Source organism: Stenotrophomonas sp. P5_A8, assembly GCF_056400545.1.
The window spans coordinates 1-15,702 of the sequence record NZ_JBFULB010000067.1 but is presented as its reverse complement, the minus strand read 5'-3'; the positions used below and the strand labels follow the sequence as shown (position 1 = coordinate 15,702).

The 15,702-nt window shown below is 67.2% G+C and carries 13 protein-coding genes; 6 read left to right on the top strand and 7 right to left on the bottom strand.

Annotated features, from left to right (window positions below):
* The first annotated feature begins 425 nt into the window (after window positions 1-425).
* Window positions 426-3,470 (top strand): TonB-dependent receptor, encoded by a 3,045-nt coding sequence (locus AC1DQP_RS07225; RefSeq protein WP_478051339.1) that lies wholly within the window; start codon window positions 426-428, stop codon window positions 3,468-3,470.
* A 355-nt stretch (window positions 3,471-3,825) separates the two neighbouring features.
* Here the strand turns inward: AC1DQP_RS07225 and AC1DQP_RS07220 are convergent, their stop codons facing one another.
* Window positions 3,826-4,521: a YiaD family glycine zipper/OmpA-like lipoprotein gene (locus AC1DQP_RS07220; protein WP_256774042.1), complete on the bottom strand. Its 696-nt coding sequence runs from the start codon at window positions 4,519-4,521 to the stop codon at window positions 3,826-3,828.
* Between the two features lie 136 nt (window positions 4,522-4,657).
* Window positions 4,658-6,073, bottom strand: coding sequence for a cryptochrome/photolyase family protein (locus AC1DQP_RS07215; protein WP_478051338.1), 1,416 nt, complete (start codon window positions 6,071-6,073; stop codon window positions 4,658-4,660).
* A gap of 142 nt (window positions 6,074-6,215) precedes the next feature.
* Here AC1DQP_RS07215 and AC1DQP_RS07210 point away from each other — a divergent pair, with 142 nt between their 5' ends.
* The 5 genes from AC1DQP_RS07210 to AC1DQP_RS07190 all read left to right on the top strand — a co-directional run bounded on the left by AC1DQP_RS07210 (window position 6,216) and on the right by AC1DQP_RS07190 (window position 9,703).
* The gene (locus AC1DQP_RS07210) at window positions 6,216-6,794 is read left to right on the top strand and encodes a hypothetical protein (RefSeq protein ID WP_478051337.1); all 579 of its coding nucleotides are present in this window, start codon (window positions 6,216-6,218) and stop codon (window positions 6,792-6,794) included.
* A gap of 126 nt (window positions 6,795-6,920) precedes the next feature.
* Window positions 6,921-8,051, top strand: coding sequence for a catalase family protein (locus tag AC1DQP_RS07205; RefSeq protein ID WP_478051336.1), 1,131 nt, complete (start codon window positions 6,921-6,923; stop codon window positions 8,049-8,051).
* Window positions 8,052-8,158: 107 nt separating this feature from the next.
* Window positions 8,159-8,788 (top strand): superoxide dismutase, encoded by a 630-nt coding sequence (locus AC1DQP_RS07200; protein ID WP_457320731.1) that lies wholly within the window; start codon window positions 8,159-8,161, stop codon window positions 8,786-8,788.
* A complete protein-coding gene (locus AC1DQP_RS07195; protein ID WP_478051335.1) occupies window positions 8,788-9,336 on the top strand; it encodes a flavin reductase family protein in 549 nt (182 codons plus the stop codon). The genes AC1DQP_RS07200 and AC1DQP_RS07195 overlap by 1 nt, the downstream gene beginning before the upstream one ends.
* 40 nt (window positions 9,337-9,376) lie before the next feature.
* Complete coding sequence (locus AC1DQP_RS07190; protein WP_478051334.1) at window positions 9,377-9,703, top strand: tetratricopeptide repeat protein; 327 nt, start codon at window positions 9,377-9,379, stop codon at window positions 9,701-9,703.
* Window positions 9,704-9,709: 6 nt separating this feature from the next.
* Here AC1DQP_RS07190 and AC1DQP_RS07185 read toward each other — a convergent pair whose 3' ends face one another.
* The 5 genes from AC1DQP_RS07185 to AC1DQP_RS07165 all read right to left on the bottom strand — a co-directional run.
* The gene (locus AC1DQP_RS07185) at window positions 9,710-10,138 is read right to left on the bottom strand and encodes a hypothetical protein (RefSeq protein WP_457320721.1); all 429 of its coding nucleotides are present in this window, start codon (window positions 10,136-10,138) and stop codon (window positions 9,710-9,712) included.
* Between the two features lie 52 nt (window positions 10,139-10,190).
* Window positions 10,191-10,829, bottom strand: a complete 639-nt coding sequence (locus AC1DQP_RS07180; protein WP_478051333.1) for an inorganic diphosphatase — start codon at window positions 10,827-10,829, stop codon at window positions 10,191-10,193.
* A 49-nt stretch (window positions 10,830-10,878) separates the two neighbouring features.
* Complete coding sequence (locus tag AC1DQP_RS07175; RefSeq protein WP_457320380.1) at window positions 10,879-12,261, bottom strand: purple acid phosphatase family protein; 1,383 nt, start codon at window positions 12,259-12,261, stop codon at window positions 10,879-10,881.
* Window positions 12,258-13,331, bottom strand: a complete 1,074-nt coding sequence (locus tag AC1DQP_RS07170; protein ID WP_457320384.1) for an NHL repeat-containing protein — start codon at window positions 13,329-13,331, stop codon at window positions 12,258-12,260. The genes AC1DQP_RS07175 and AC1DQP_RS07170 overlap by 4 nt, the downstream gene beginning before the upstream one ends.
* A 23-nt stretch (window positions 13,332-13,354) precedes the next feature.
* Window positions 13,355-15,702, bottom strand: a 2,348-nt coding sequence (locus AC1DQP_RS07165) for a TonB-dependent receptor (protein WP_478051332.1), incomplete at its 5' end; no start/stop codon positions are given.

The window sequence follows — 15,702 nt, the reverse complement described above, 5'->3', positions numbered from 1 at the left end:
CGCCAACTACATGCTGGCGCAGTGTCCCAACGCCAAGTACGCCAAACAGCACAACGCGCAGGCCGAAGACGAACTGCAGGCCACCGGCAAGCGGATCCTGGAGACGGTCACCGCAGGCTGACCGACGGCGTAGCCGAACACGGCCTCCCTACCTGACAACGCCGCCTCCGGGCGGCGTTTTTTCGTCCGCGACGACGCGCGGATTGTCGCTAACGGCACGATCCTGTTTTTCACCCTTCGCAATGATGCAGAAGGTTTATGAGCGAACCCGGTCACGTCTCGATGCGTGGGACGGCGTTATTTCTGCGCCGCGTCACGTTAAGCAACGTCCTGGCGACGCCACGCGTTTTTTCGTCCGCGCCCGAGGACTAGCGTCCGCCCCACTCGACCCGGCCACCCCGGCCGGACGCACTGGAGGGGAAGACATGCATCACCCGTTCCGTACGTGCAGGATCCAACCGCGCAAGACCACCCTGTCCCTCCTGCTGATGGCGATGTTGACGCCGCTGCCCGCGTTGGCCCAGAGCACGGTCGGGGACATCCTCGGGCATGTCCCCGATGCCGCCGGCGGCAGCGTCCAGATCCGCAGCCTGGAGGCCGGCACCTCCCGTGACGCCCGCATCAGCGCCGACGGCAGGTTCCGCCTGCCGGCCTTGCCGACCGGACAGTATGACGTCCGCATCACCCGCACCGACGGCACCACCGATCAACGCCAGGTAACCGTGGTCGCCGGGCAGACCACCCAGGCCGATTTCGCCAAGGCCGCCACGCTGGAAGCGGTGAACGTGCGTGCCAGCAGCGTGGCACCGATCGACCTCGGCAGTGTGGAGACCCGCACCACCTTTACCGCCGAACAGCTCAACACGCTGCCGGTTGCGCGCGATGTCACCAGCATCTCGCTGCTCACCCCGGGTACGGTAGCCAGCAGCAGCTTCTTCGGGCCGGCCTCGTTCGGCGGTGCATCGGCGGCCGAGAACAGTTACTACATCAACGGCTTCAACGTCACCAACCTGTTCGACAGCCTGTCCTTCGCCGAAGTGCCCTTCCAGGCCATCGACCAACTGGATGTGCAGACCGGCGGCTATGGCGCGCGTTACGGGTTTTCCACTGGCGGGGTCACCAGCGTCAACGTCAAGCGCGGCACCAACACCTGGAAAGGCGGGGTCAGCTGGACCACGGCACCGGACGCCCTGCGCGAAAATGCGCCCGATACGCTTCGCACCGATGGCAGCATCCTGCGTTCGTACGACAACAACCGCCAGTCCAGCGATGTGTTCAGCGCCTGGGCCGGCGGCCCGTTGATCGAGGACAAGCTGTTCGTGTTCGCGCTGGGCAGCCTGACCCGATCGGACAAAACCGCCTTCGGCGGACGTTCGTCGAGCAACCCGCGCAGCGCGCGCGATCCGGACACCCCCGTGCCGCCCACGTCGCTGGCGGCGTCTGCACAGGACTACCGCGCGCGCGATCCCTACTGGCTGCTGAAACTCGACTGGTACCTCAACGACCGCAACCACCTGGAATACACCGGTTTCGACAATCGCCGCCGCTACCGTTACGACTATTACGACACCGAGTACGCCAGCGACCAGCCTGGTGCGGCAGTAGACAAGGGCGACTACCGAGGGCGCCTGGAAGGCCGCTCCGGCGGCACCACCAACGTGTTCAAGTGGACCAGCCAGCTCGGCGATGATGTTACCGCCAGCCTGCAGCACGGGCGCATGCGCAATACCAACGGCGAGTACACGATCAGCCCGGACGGACAGCGTGGCGACTACGATGGCGACATCAACGCCGCCGACGGCGACTGCCCTTACGTGGTCGACCGCGTACTGGGCAAGCAGGTGGGCTGCGCGGTCAACAGCCAGCTCGGCCTGCGTGCGGGCAGCAACGAGCGCAGCAACACCCAGGCCGACCTGGTCTGGCAGCTGGGCAACCATCAGCTCGGCGGCGGCTACAGCAAGGAGGACTGGACCTCGGTGCAGGGCACCGCCTATTCCAGCGGCGCCTACTGGAACCTCTACGCCAACTACGCACAGCGCATCGATTTCCGCACCGGTGGCCGCATCGGCGTCAAGCAGGCGTCGTGGTACCTGGAAGACCATTGGCAGGTCACCGACCGGCTGATGCTGTACGCCGGGCTGCGCAATGATTCGTTCGACAACCGCAACGGCAGCGGCGCGACGTTCGTCAAGCAGTCCAATATCTGGCAGCCGCGGCTGGGCCTTTCGTGGGATCCCACCGGCGACGGCGACAGTAAGCTGTACGCATCGCTTGGCCGCTACTCGCTGCCCATCGCCGCCAACGTGGCACTGCGCGCGGCTACCGCGTCGTACTACACGATGGATTACTACACCTACGACGGCTACGACCCGGTCACCGGCAAGCCCAACATCACCGGCTCGTATCGCAACGGCAGCGCCGACAGCGTAGTCAACGGCGCCGACGGCAGCACGCCCGATCCGCGCGCGGTCGCATCCCGCGGGTTGAAGCCTTACACGCAGGACGAGGCGATCCTCGGCTTTCAACGGCAACTGCGCTCCTCCAACGATTGGGTCGATGGCTGGACGCTGGGCGCCAAGATCACCCTGCGCCGGATCAATCAGGTGATCGATGACACCTGCGATTCGCGATCGTTGTACAACGCGGCCAAGGCGGCCGGCTACGACGTCTCGCATTGGGACAGCGAATGGGAGGTTCCGGGCGGCCTGCCCGGCTGCTGGATCTTCAATCCCGGCAGCGACCTGACCCTGGACATTGATGTCGATGGCGACGGCAAGCCGGACACCATCACTGTTCCTGGCAGCGAACTGGGCCCCAAGGCCAAGCGCAGCTACCGCTCGCTGAGCCTGTCGGCGGAGAAGCGGACCGAACGCTGGTATGCCAGCGTCAACTACACCTGGGCCAAGCTGTACGGCAACTACGAAGGCCTGGTGAAGAGCACCAACGGCCAGGACGACACCGGCACGACCTCGGACTTCGACTTCAAGGAACTGTCCTACGGCGCCGATGGCTACCTGTTCAATGATCGTCGCCACAGCTTCAAACTGTACGGCAGTTACCAGTTGACCCCGCAGTGGCAGCTGGGCGCGAATCTGCTGGTGCAGTCCGGGACGCCGATCAGCTGCCTGGGCGGCGGCAACGGCACCTTCGATACCGACTTCGGCTATCGCGGTGTGTTCCACACCTGCAACGTCGGTATGGACGACCTTTCCAAGGTGGGGAGCAGTGGACGCACGCCGTGGACGATGTCGGTCAACCCGAACGTGGTGTATTCGCCGGCCGCGCTGCCGGGGCTGAGCGTGCAGTTGTCGGTGATCAACCTGTTCAATTCGATCAAGCCGGTGCAGGTGTATGAGGCGCGCTACGACGTCAATTCCGCCGGGACGGTGACCGACTACTTCAACTACGGCAAGGCGCGCTACTACACCACGCCGCGGTATGCGCGGCTGCAGGTGCAGTACGACTGGTGAGGGCGTCGGCACCCCACAGAAAGGACGCTCCTGTCCCGATGGAGGGAGCGTCCTTCTGCGAAGGCCTTGGCGCGTGGCGCACGGCGATATGCGTGTGGCTTGGTYGCCTGGGCGCCGTGTGGATCAAGTGCTGTCTCCGCTCTGGCATGTCGCGAGCGTGAGGGCCCCGTAGCGGCCGGGGGCGTCGCCGGAAAGGGCATGGGGGCCCAGCGCCCGCCCCCCGACCCCCGCGTCTGACAGGTCGTAGCGCGCGTTCCGTGCCTGCGGGAGCGATGGGAGAAAAACAAAAAAATGCCGCCTACAAAGGCGGCATTTTTGCTCCGGCACGTGGCCCGAGCCTCAGCAACGCCAGATGTTACTGACGCAGCGGAATCACGCGGATCTCCACGCGGCGGTTCTGCGCGCGGCCTGCGTCGGTGCTGTTGTCGGCGATCGGATACGCCTTGCCGGCGCCGAGGGTTTCGATGCGCGCGCCCTGCACGCCCTGGGCGGTCAGGTAGGCGGCGACCGAGTCGGCGCGTTCCTTGGACAGGCGATTGTTGACCGCGTCGCTGCCAATGCTGTCGGTGTGGCCGACCACTTCGATCATGGTCTGGTTGTATTCGGCCAGCGTGCTCGCCACGCCGTTGAGCGAGCCGTAGAACTGCGGCTTCAGCGTGGATTTGCCGAAATCGAAGGTGATGCCGTCCGGCAGGTTCAGGGTCAGGTTGTCGCCATCACGCGACACATCGATACCGGTGTTGGCGGTACGTTCGCGCAGCGCGCGTTCCTGGCGATCCTGGTACTGGCCGATCGCCGCACCACTGAGCGCGCCGATACCGGCACCGATCATCGCGTGCTGGCGGCGCTCGGTAGCGCTGTTGCCGCTGAGCAGACCGGCGGCCACGCCCACGGCAGTACCGATCAGCGCATTGCGGCCGGTCTTGTTCTGCTGCTGGGTCGGGTTGCCGTAGGGGTCGGACTGGACGTACGAACCGCCGGTGGCGCAGGCCGACAAAGCGGCGGCGGTCATAAGGGCCAGGGCCACGTTACGGGTTGCGGGTCGGATCATGATGTTCTCCTTGGTTACCGGTGTATCGGCGTGCGGGCGGGAAAGAGCATAAACAGCCTGACGCGATGCCGACATGACGACACGTGCGGCCGTCTCCCCCGCGTTCAGGTTTCTGACCCGACCTGTCCGGCGCCGCTCATGCCCCGCCGGTATGCCGGTACGCCGCCAGCGCCGCATCGCGCCCGGCGGCCAGATCGACCAGCGGCAGCGTCGGATAGGACGGTGCGTGTTCGGCCAGCAGGTGTGGATGCTGCCAGGGCGCAAAGCGCGCCTTCAACGGCAACGCAGCCAGTTCGGGCACCCAGCGGGTGATGTAACGCGCCTGCGGATCGAACTTCTCCGATTGGGTCACCGGATTGAAGATGCGGAAATACGGCGCCGCATCCGCCCCGGTGCCGGCCACCCACTGCCAGCCCATGGTGTTGTTGGCCAGGTCGGCATCCACCAGCGTGTCCCAGAACCAGCGCGCGCCCTCGCGCCAGTGCTGGCGCAGGTGCTTGCACAGGAAACTGGCCACCAGCATGCGTACCCGGTTGTGCATGTAGCCGGTGGCCCACAGCTCGCGCATACCCGCATCGATGATCGGAATGCCCGTGCGCCCCTGCTGCCACGCCTGCAACTGCCCCGCATTGGGCGCGGCCCAGCGGAAGCCGTCGAAGCGCGGGTTGAGGTTGTGGTCGGTGGTCTGCGGGAAGTGATGCAGCAGGTGGTGGGAGAATTCACGCCAGCCCAGTTCGCGGATGTAGCCATCGATGTCGGCGTCGCGGCTGGCACTGCGCGCCGGCTGCAACTGATGCACGACCTGCCACGGCGCAATCTCGCCGAAATGCAGATGCGGGGACAGCAGCGAGGTGCCCACCCGGTCGGGCAGGTCACGCTGCTGCCGATAGCCGTTGAGCGCCCCGTCGATGAACACCGTCAACGCCTCCTGCGCGCCCGCCTCGCCCGGCTGCCAGTGCGTCCAGAACCCGGCATCCCACGGCAACGTGGCCGCCAGGCCGAGCGTATCGAGCGCCTCGCCCTGCAGCGGATGGGCCGGCAGCGACGYCGGCGCACGGACCGGCGCGGGCAGCTGCAGGCGGGTGAGTGCGTTGCGCCAGTACGGAGTGAACACCTTGTACGGGCCACCCTGCAGGGTGGTGATATCCCATGGCTCCAGCATCAGGCTGCCGTTGTGGCTCTGCGCCTCGATGCCCTGCTCGCGCAGGTCGCGCTTGATCCTCGCATCGCGCGGCTGCGTGGCCGGTTCGTACTTGCGGTTCCAGTACACCGCCACCGCACCGGATGCGGCGATCAACCGCTCAAGTTCGGCCTGGCTGTCGCCGCGACACAGCACCAGCGACGAGCCACGGCCACGCAGGTCTGCATCGAGCGCGGCCAGCGAACGGTGCAGCCAGGCATTGGACGCGCCACCGGGCGCCCAATCGCCTTCCTCATGCGGCGCATGGATATAGACCGGCACCGGCACGTGTCCAGCATCCAGCGCGGCCTGCAAGGCCGGGTTGTCCTGCAGACGAAGATCTCGGCGGAACCACACCAGCGCTAGCGACACGACGACCGTCCAATGAGAGGAAACAGGGCGCATGATAGCCAGCGCGCGTGAAAGACGGTGCCGGTCGTCGCCGCGCGGATACGGTTGTGCCTCCCCGAGGCGATGGCCAGTCTTCGCCTCCTTCCCTGCAACGACATCGGCCATGCACACACTGCACGCATCCTTCGCCCGCTTCGGCCCGCTGCATGCCCAGCCGGCAGATCTGTGGCGTGGCGAGCTACCGCTGCCCGCCCCGCTGGCGGCCTTCTACGCGCAGATAGGCCCGTGGGGCGAGACCGTGCATGCCAACGTGGGACCGGTCGGCATCGACATCCCCGGCGTCAACGTGTGTTTCCCGCCCCTGCATCGGCTGTGGTCCCTGCAGGCCGGCTATCGGTGGCAAGGCAACAGCGGTGAGCGCCTGACCGATTGGCGCGACCCTTGGCTGGTGATCGCCGAACAGAATGCCGACCCCTTCATCTTCGATCGCGACAGCGGCCAGGTCCTGTTCGCGTTCCATGGCGCGGGCCGCTGGGAGGCGTCGGTACTGACGCAGGACCTGACGACCTTCCTCGCCGCCATCGCGGCCATCGGTACGGTGTACCTCGACGCCGGGGACGACCTGGAAGACGACGATGGCGCGCTGCGCCCGGCGCATCGTGACGCGGCGCTGGGCGCGTTGGCCACGGTGCTGGGCCAGGAAAACGCGGCCGAACGCTTCTTCGAGGCGCTGGAGTGGTGAATGCACCGCGCCGCGTCTTCGCGCGGACGCCATGCGCCCTGCACCCACCCTGCACGCCGCACCCGCCAAGGTGGTGCCCTGCCCCGCCCCAGCCGGCTGTTGCCAAGGCGTAAGCACGGTCATGTCATGCGCCGGCTCCCTGACCTGCCCCACGAGGATGCCGTTGCCATGGCCACGTTCGCGCCTGCTGTTGTCTATTCGCCCGACATTGAACATCGCCAGGACGACGAGGAGGACACCATCGCCGAGCTGGCGACGGTGTTCACCGGCATGGCCCGCACCGTGGCCGAGCATGAAGGCCATGCGCGCCGCGCGGTGCACGCCAAGGGCCACGCCCTGCTGACAGGCCGCTTCCAGGTGCTCGATGGGCTCCCCGCCGAGCTCGCCCATGGCCTGTTCGCCACCGCCGGTACGTACCAGGCGCTGGTGCGCCTGTCCTCACCGCCCGCCGAGCAACTGCCCGATACCGTGTCCACGCCCCGCGCGATGGCAGTGAAGCTGCTGGACGTCCCCGGTGCGCGCGTGGAGGGGGGCGAGGAGGAGCACAGCCWGGACTTCCTGATGGTCAACGGACCGGCCTTCAGCACGCCCGGCATCCAAGGCTTCCTGCGCTCGGCCAAGCTGCTGGCGTCCACCACCGAACGCATGCCGCGGACCAAACAGGTGCTGTCGGCCGCGCTGCGCGGCACCGAAGCGGCGCTCGAAGCGGTAGGCGGACAAAGCGCGACGTTGAAGGCGCTGGGCGGTGAACCCCAGCACCATCCACTGGGCGAAACGTTCTTCACCCAGGTCCCGTTCCTGTATGGGCCGCACATGGCCAAGTTTTCCTGGGTGCCGGTCTCGCCCGCACTGCTCGCGCTGACCGGTCAGCCGCTGGCATCGACGGCCGATACGCAGCGCGAGGCGATCTGCAGCTTCTTCGAGCGCCTCGATGCGCCGGTCGAGTGGGAGCTGCGGGTGCAGCTGTGCCGTGATCTGGAACAGATGCCCATCGAGGACGCCTCGGTGGTCTGGCCCGAAGCGCTCAGTCCGTTCGTGGCCGTCGGACGCCTGGTGGTCGGCGCGCAGCCGGCGTGGAGCGCCGATGCCGAGGCGCGCGAAGACGGCCTTGCGTTTGCGCCGTGGCACGCCTTGGCGGCGCACCGTCCGCTGGGCAGCCTCAACCGTGCCCGCCGCATCGTGATGGCCGCATCGCGGCAGTTCCGCGCACAGTTCAACCGCTGCCCGATCCATGAGCCGTCGGGCACGGTCGGTTGAAACATGCCGCACGCGCTGTCGGATCATGAATCGAACGCATCAACGCGCTTGACCTCAACCTTGCTTCAGGTCCGATCATGACCGCTCTTTCCACGGAGTTGTCTGCGATGTCCTATACCCTGCCCGCCCTGCCCTACGCCTACGACGCCCTCGAGCCGCATTTCGATGCGCAGACGATGGAAATCCACCACGCGCGCCACCACCAGGCCTACGTCAACAATCTCAACGCCGCGCTGGCCGAGGCAGGCATCAAGGCAACGCCGATCGAGCAGCTGATTGCCGACATCGCATCGCTGCCAGAAGGCGTACGCAACGCCGTGCGCAACAACGGCGGCGGGCATGCCAACCACAGCCTGTTCTGGACCGTGCTCAGCACCGACGGCGGCACGCCGCAGGGCGCGCTGGCGGCCGCCATCGAACGTGACCTCGGCGGCTACCAGGCCTTCAAAGACGCCTTTACCAAGGCGGCGCAGACCCGTTTCGGCAGCGGCTGGGCATGGCTGACGCTCGGCCGTGACGGCAAGCTGCTGGTCGAGAGCAGCCCCAACCAGGACAGCCCGCTGATGGGCGCTTACGCCAACCTGTCCGGCGGCGTGCCGATCCTGGGCCTGGACGTGTGGGAGCACGCCTATTACCTGCACTACCAGAACCGTCGGCCGGACTACATCGCCGCCTTCTTCAACCTGATCGACTGGGCCGAAGTGACGCGCCGCTTCCAGGCCGCCGGCGGCCGCTGATGAAACCGGGTCCGGTCCGCGACGCGGAGGCCATGGCGGCACCGTCCTCCGGCGCCGTCGGGCCCGACACGGTCGCGCTTCGCCACGTCTGCGGGCAATACCCGACCGGCGTGGCGATCGCCACGGCACGCGATATCCGGGGGCAGGTGGTGGCGATGACGATCAACTCGTTTACCTCGCTGTCGTTGGATCCGCCGTTGGTCGCGTGGAGCATCGGCGCGCGTTCGGCCGACCTGCCGGTATTCGCTGCAGCGCGATGGTTCGGCATCAGCGTATTGTCCTCTGCGCAGGAGGCGCTTGCGCGTCGTTTCGCCGATCCGCTGCTGCGGCGTGACGCGGCCAACATGGCCCTGCTGGATCTGAGCGGAGACGCCCCCCGGGTCCCCGACGCGGTGGGCTGGCTACTGTGCTCGGTGCATCGCACGGTGGCGCTGGGCGACCATCTGCTGATCGTCGGGCGCGTCGCGCATTTCGAGGCCGCGCCCGGCGAGGCGCTGGCCTACCATCGCGGCCGCTATGCACGCATCGATGGCCAGGGGACGCCGTGAAGCAGGCCTGCCCCCACCTCCCCGACACGAAAGCACCGCCATGGACCTAGCTGCACTGCAACGCATGCTCGACAGCGGACGCGACRACGCACTGCTGCGTTTCAGCCTGGGCAAGGGCCTGCTCGAGGCCGGCGATCCGGCAGGGGCGACCTCGCACCTGCTCCACTGCGTGGCGCAGGACCCCGGTTACTCCGCCGGCTGGAAGCTGCTGGGCAAGGCGTGGCTGGCCGCCGGCGATGCGCATGCCGCCTCTCAGGCCTGGCAACAGGGTATCGACGTGGCCCAACGCAACGGCGACAAACAGGCGCAGAAGGAAATGACGGTGTTCAAACGCCGTGCGGACAAGGCCGTCGCCGCGCGCGATTGACCTCGCTCACGGCAATGGCGGTGGCGTTGGTTGGCCCCGGGAAACGGCGAGCATATGACACAGCGGCACCATCACCGGCAGACCGAAAACACCCACCAGCGCCCAGGCGGTAAACCGGTCGAAGATGGCGGCCACCAGCAGGGCGAGCAGGCACAGCAACGCGCCGCTGCCGGCACTCCAACGCGCCCAGGCCGGGACGCGCTTCAGGCTGAGGCCATCGAGCAGGAAGCCGACGGTCAGCCGCCAGAAACCGATCAGCGCGACCGTGGCCACCACCACCCCCATCAGCATCGGCGCGTGGTCGGGATGCGGGTTCGGGTAGGCCAACACCAGCAGGCCGAATCCATCCAGCACGGTGACCGGCACCGCCAGCAACAGCAGTTCCAGCACCAGCAAGGTGATCCCCAGCCCCTCTACCCAGCGCGCCTTCGCCATTGCGTCGTTTCCCCGAGCCCCAAGCGCGGATCATACAACGCGCGCGTCGCGGTCAATCGCCCTTCTGGCGCTGCTGCTTGCGCTCGAAACGCTGCATCGACGCGCGGATCAAGGCCTTGGCGTCGGCCGCATTGCCCCAGCCATTGAGCTGCACCGGATTGCGTCCCTCGGGCAGGTCCTTGTAGACGCGGAAAAACGCCTCGATGCGCTGGCGTTCGATCAGCGGCAGGTCGTGCAGGTCGCGGATGTTGGCGTAGGTGGGGTCGAGTTTGTCGGTGGGCACGCCGATGACTTTTTCATCGTGCTCGCCGCCATCGACCATCTTCAGGAAGCCGATCGGGCGGAAGCGCACGATCACCCCGGGGTGCAACGGCTCACGGGTGAGCACCAGCGCATCGAGCGGGTCGTTGTCGCCGGCCAGCGTGCGTGGCATCGAGCCGTAGTTGGCCGGATAGGCCACCGGCATGGACTGGAAGCGATCCACATGGACCAGTCCGTCCTCCTTGATTTCATACTTGGTGAAGCTGCCGGCCGGGATCTCCACGGCCAGGTTGACCTCCTCCGGTGCTTCCCTGGGCTGGGCGGCCAGGAACGGGTGCAGCACCGCATTGGTGGCGGCACTGGCGCCCGCGAGCAGCAGCAATGCGGCGGCGATGGCGCCCAGGGGAATTACGCGTCGCGTGTCGATCATCATCGTCTCCAGCAGCGGCCGGGCGCGTGGAGGCGGCCCGGCCCGGGGGTCATTCCCAGCAACGGTCGGCGCGGCCCTTGAGGGTCTGCGCGCGCGTGCAGTCACGGGGGGCGATGCGTCCTTGCGTCAGCTCGGTCTTGTGCTTGCGGCCATCGGTGCTGCGGGTCAGCTCGAAGCCATCATAGAGCCGGCCGGTGACGGTGCGCGCTTCATAGCGCAGGTGCTGCGGGTCGATGTTCAACACCTGGAACAACTGGGTGTCCTCGCCGACCGGCGCCATGCTGGCACGTGCGGCATCGGACAACCGGTACTGCTTCGGCCCGGCCACGGTGACGATGAACTGCGGGGTCGCGCCCTGCCCTTCGCCACGACGGCCATAGGTGTGGTCGTGCCCCTGCAGCACCAGATCGACCTGATGGCGGCGCACCACCGGCAGCAGCACGTCACGCAGTTCGGCGTTCTCGCGACCTTCGCGCGGCGAGTAGAAGGGCTGGTGCAGCAGCACGATGCTCCACGGGTGCGGGTTGTCGGCCAGCACCTTGTCCAGCCAGACGGCCTGCGCCTGCGCGGTCCCCAGGTCCAGTGCCGAGGTGCCATCCAGCACCGCGATGCGCACGCCCTGGTAGTCGAACCAGTAGGTGCTGGTATCGGCCGCGTCCACGCCGTTGCGCGGCAGCGCGAAGGTCACCGGCCAATGGCGACCGAGCACGCGACGTTCCTGCGGGGTGTCTTCGAACTCCTCGACGTACTCATGGTTGCCGATCGCCGGGGCGACGGCGGTTTCCTGCGGCAGCCAGCCCGCGGCGGCGAACCACTCACCCCACTCGCTGTCGTCCTGGCCGTCGCCGCCGCTGACCAGGTCGCCGGCGAACAGGCTCAGGCGCGCCTGCGGGGCGGCCTTGAGACCGGCGCGCAGTACCCGCGAGACATGGCTGAGGTTCTTGTTCTGGGTATCGCCGAAGTACAGCAGGGTCAGCGCCTGGGTAGCGCTGCCGGCGGTGCGCAGCTGGTTCCAGGCACTCCACGTGGCCTGCCCCTGCACGCGCCACAGGTACAGCGTGTCGGGCTGCAGTCCGCTGACATCGGCGCGGTGGTAATGCGCGCTGCCGTTCTCGGTGTCCAGCACGCGGGTGCTGGCGGTGATGCGGGTGACGCGGCCAACATCGGGCGAATCGCCGGCCAGCACCCACTCCAGCACCGGCGTGCCGACCGTCGTGTCGGTCCGCCACGACACGCCGAAACCGCGCGCGGCGTCCTGTGCGGGCGAGGCCACGATCCGGTCCGGGAAGCCACTGGCGGCGTAATGGAGGTTGCCCGTCGGCACCTGCGTGTTCGGCTCGGCGACGGTGTCCGCGCTGTTCGCGATCAGCGGGGCGCTGCCGAGCAGCAACGCCAGCAGCACGGTCGCGCTGGCCATGGGCGTGCGCCTCATGGCGCGCACTCCAGCGGCAACGACAACTGCCTGGCCACGCTGGCCCAGTCGAAGGCGACCACGCCCTGGTCGTCGTGCACCGCGTACAGCACGCCGTGCGGGAAACGCGTGGAGGCATGCTGGTCCAGCCAGATGCCGTCGGTGTTGGCCACCTTGTTGCCCTGGAACGCGCCAACGTGCTTGAAGGTATGCCGGTCGAACAGGTGGAACACGCTGCGCTGCTTGCCCTGCTCGGTGGTGATCCACCAGCCGTCCTTGCCRCAGGTACGCAGCATCACGCCTTCGGCCTGCGCCTTGAAGGCATCGCGTCCAAAGGTGGTGCCGGTGAACCGGCCGTCCAGCGTGTAGACCTTGATCTCGCTGGCGTAGGTTTCGTCTTCCTCGGCGATCAGCAGGCGGTCGTTGGCCGGGTCGCCCCAGATCGATTCGACCACGCGCAGCGCGCCGGCCTCGCTGGTGTCGCCGATGCTGGACACCAGCCGGGCATCCAGCGCACCGCCCTTCACGCTGAGCGCGTAGCGGCGCACGCGCTTGTCCAGTTCGGCCAGCGGCGGCAGCCCGTCGTTGCCCTGCGCATCCTCGCCAGCGTCGTAGGAGTCGGTCACGTAAACCTCGTAACCCTCCCGCTGCTTGTTGACCCACAGCCCGTAGGGCTTGCGCAGGTCGTCGGCGGCGAACACGCCCAGCGGGGTGAAGTCGGGCAGTTGCAGGACCTGCACGCGGTGGTTGTCGCGCTCCACGATCAGCACCACGTCATCGACCACGGCGATGCCGTTGGGGCGGACGAACTGGCCCGGTGCGGTGCCGGTGCTGCCGACGTCGCGCAGGTGTGCACCGGTCTGGCCGTCGTACACCACCAGCTTGTCGGTGGCCTTGGCGGTGGCGATCAGCCACTGATGCCCATCGGCGGTGGTCCAGCTGGCTGGCGAGTCGATGTTGTCGGCCGGCGTCATCGGGGTCAGGAAGGCTTCGGCTACCGTGCTCACCGCGCGGGCGGCATCGGCCGCTGGCGCAACCGGTGCCGGCGCAGCACCGTGCCGGCAGGCCGCCAACAGGGCCAGGCTCAACAGGCCGATGACAGGGCGTGCGCGCCTCACAGGGCCACCTTCAGGCCGAGCGCATAGGTGCGACCGTATTCTTCCATCTGCAACGTACGCGAGCGCGTGCCCTGATACAGCTCCAGCGGCTTGTCGAGCAGGTTCTGCGCCTCGAAATAGACGCTCACGTTCGGGGTGAACTTGTAGTCCAGGCTGAAATCCAGCTGGGTGTTGGGCGCCACGTAGATGTCGTAGGCGCGGCTGTCCCCGAGCGTGTCCAGATACTCGCTGCGGTACACCGCGGCGAGGCGGGTACTGAAGGCATCTTTCTCGTAGCCGATGTGCGCGCTGTACACATGCTTGGACGCACGCGGCAGCATGAAGTCGTCACGCTCGCGACCGGCTACGCCCGGATCGAAATCGGTGTCCAGCCAGGTGCCGCTGGCGCCGACCAGCAGCCCGTCCCAACCGGCCGGCAGGAACGCCAGCTGCTGCTGCCAGTTGAACTCGGCCCCGGTGACGTTGGCCTTCTCGCCGTTGATCACGCGGGTGACCTCGTAACCCGGATACGCCGGATCATTGTTGCTCACAGTGTTGACGATGTAGCCGTCGATCGACTTGTGGAACAGGCCCAGCGAGATGATACCGGTGCTGCCGATGTACTTCTCCACCGACAGATCGAGGTTGTTGGATTCGTACGGGTCCAGCTGCGGGTTGCCGATCCGCACTTCTTCATCGCCCCGGCTCAGGCCGACGCGCGGGGCGATGTCGCCGAAAGACGGCCGCGACACGGTCTTGTTGGCGGCCGCGCGCAGCACCCAGTCGTCGCCGGCGTCATAGCGCAGGTGCAGGCCGGGCAGCACGTTGGTGTAGCTGCGGCTCACGCTGAGCGGGGTGACCGTGTAGCTGCGGCCATTGCTGGCCACGTCGACACTGTTGCCGGTGGCGGTGAACTGGGTATTTTCCACGCGCACGCCGCCGATGATGCGCAGCGCGCCGATATCCCAGGTGCCCATCGCATAGCTGGCGAAGATGTCTTCGCTGGCGGTGTAGTCCTCTTCCAGCGAGGTGAGCGCGTTGCCGCCGGCGTCCTGTGGGCGCGCACTGTACTGGGCGCCGTGCTGGGCCCAGTAACGGCGCATGGCATCCGAACTCATGCCCTGGCCGAGACTGCCGCCGCGATGGTCCGGGCTGGCAGTGGTCCAGTCCGACAACGCGATGTCCGGACCGACCCGCAGTTCGCGCTCGTCGGTATCGGCGTTGCGGTCGCGCCACCGGCCGAGCAGGCCGAACTTATAACTGGTGTTGTCGCCGTCGAAACGCAGATTGACCTGCGCGCTGCGCTCCTCATCGTCCACGCGCTTGGGCGAAAGCACGACGCGGTCGACGTCGTAGTTGCCGTTGTCCATCCAGCCGGCATCGCCGAGGGTAAGGCCGGGTACGCGGCTGCGCTGGTCGACGGTGGCGCTGGTGTCATAGCCGGCGTATTCGAAGCGCGCTTCCATCTCGTCGTTGACGCGTTCTTCGGTGCGGGTGTAGCCGACCTTGTAATCCAGCACCGCGCCGCTGAGGCGATTCTCGCCGCCCAGGCTGGCGGCGAAGGTGTTTTCCTTCTTGGTGCGGTAGCGCATGCGCTTCTGGATCGCATCGGCGGGCAGGTCATCGATGCGGTACTGATGGTTGCCCAGTGCGGTCACCTCGCCGTCGCCGACGTTGAAGAGGGTGCGCTGGCGGGTTTCGGCATCATCGAACTGGCTGTACAGCGTGCGCAGGTAGTAGCGGCTGTCCTCGTTGGGCCGCCAGTCGAGGTTGAGGTTGGCGCCGATACGCTTGCGCTCGATCTCGTACTTGCGGCGCTGCAGGCTGTTGGCGAACAGGTCATCGTCGGCGCCGCCGTCGAACGTGCCGTACTCCACTTCGGTGTTGTCCGATTCGAACTTGCGGTTCTGGTAGTTCACGCCGAGCGCCACGCCGAAGGTATCGGCGAACACTTCGCTGTAGTTGATGGCCGCCTTCGGGCTGGTGTTGCCGGACAGCTGCTGGTGGCTGGCTTCGATCTTGCCGCGCAGGTTGCGGCCTTCGCGGTCGAAGGCCGACGCCGACTCAACCAGGATCGCACCGCCGATGGCATCGCCGGGCATGTCCGGGGTGGGTGATTTGACCACGCGCAGGCGTTCGGTCGAATCGGAGGGAATCACGTCCAGCGGCGCGGCGCGGCTGGAATCCTCCGGGGTGCCGATGGCGATGCCATCGACGCTGACGCTGTTGAGGTTGGCATCCAGCCCGCGGATGACCACGAAACGGCCTTCGCCCTGGTCGCGGGTGACGCTGACGCCGGGCAGGCGCTGCAGCGATTCGGCCACGTTCTTGTCCGGGTAGACGCCCATGGCATCGGACGATACGG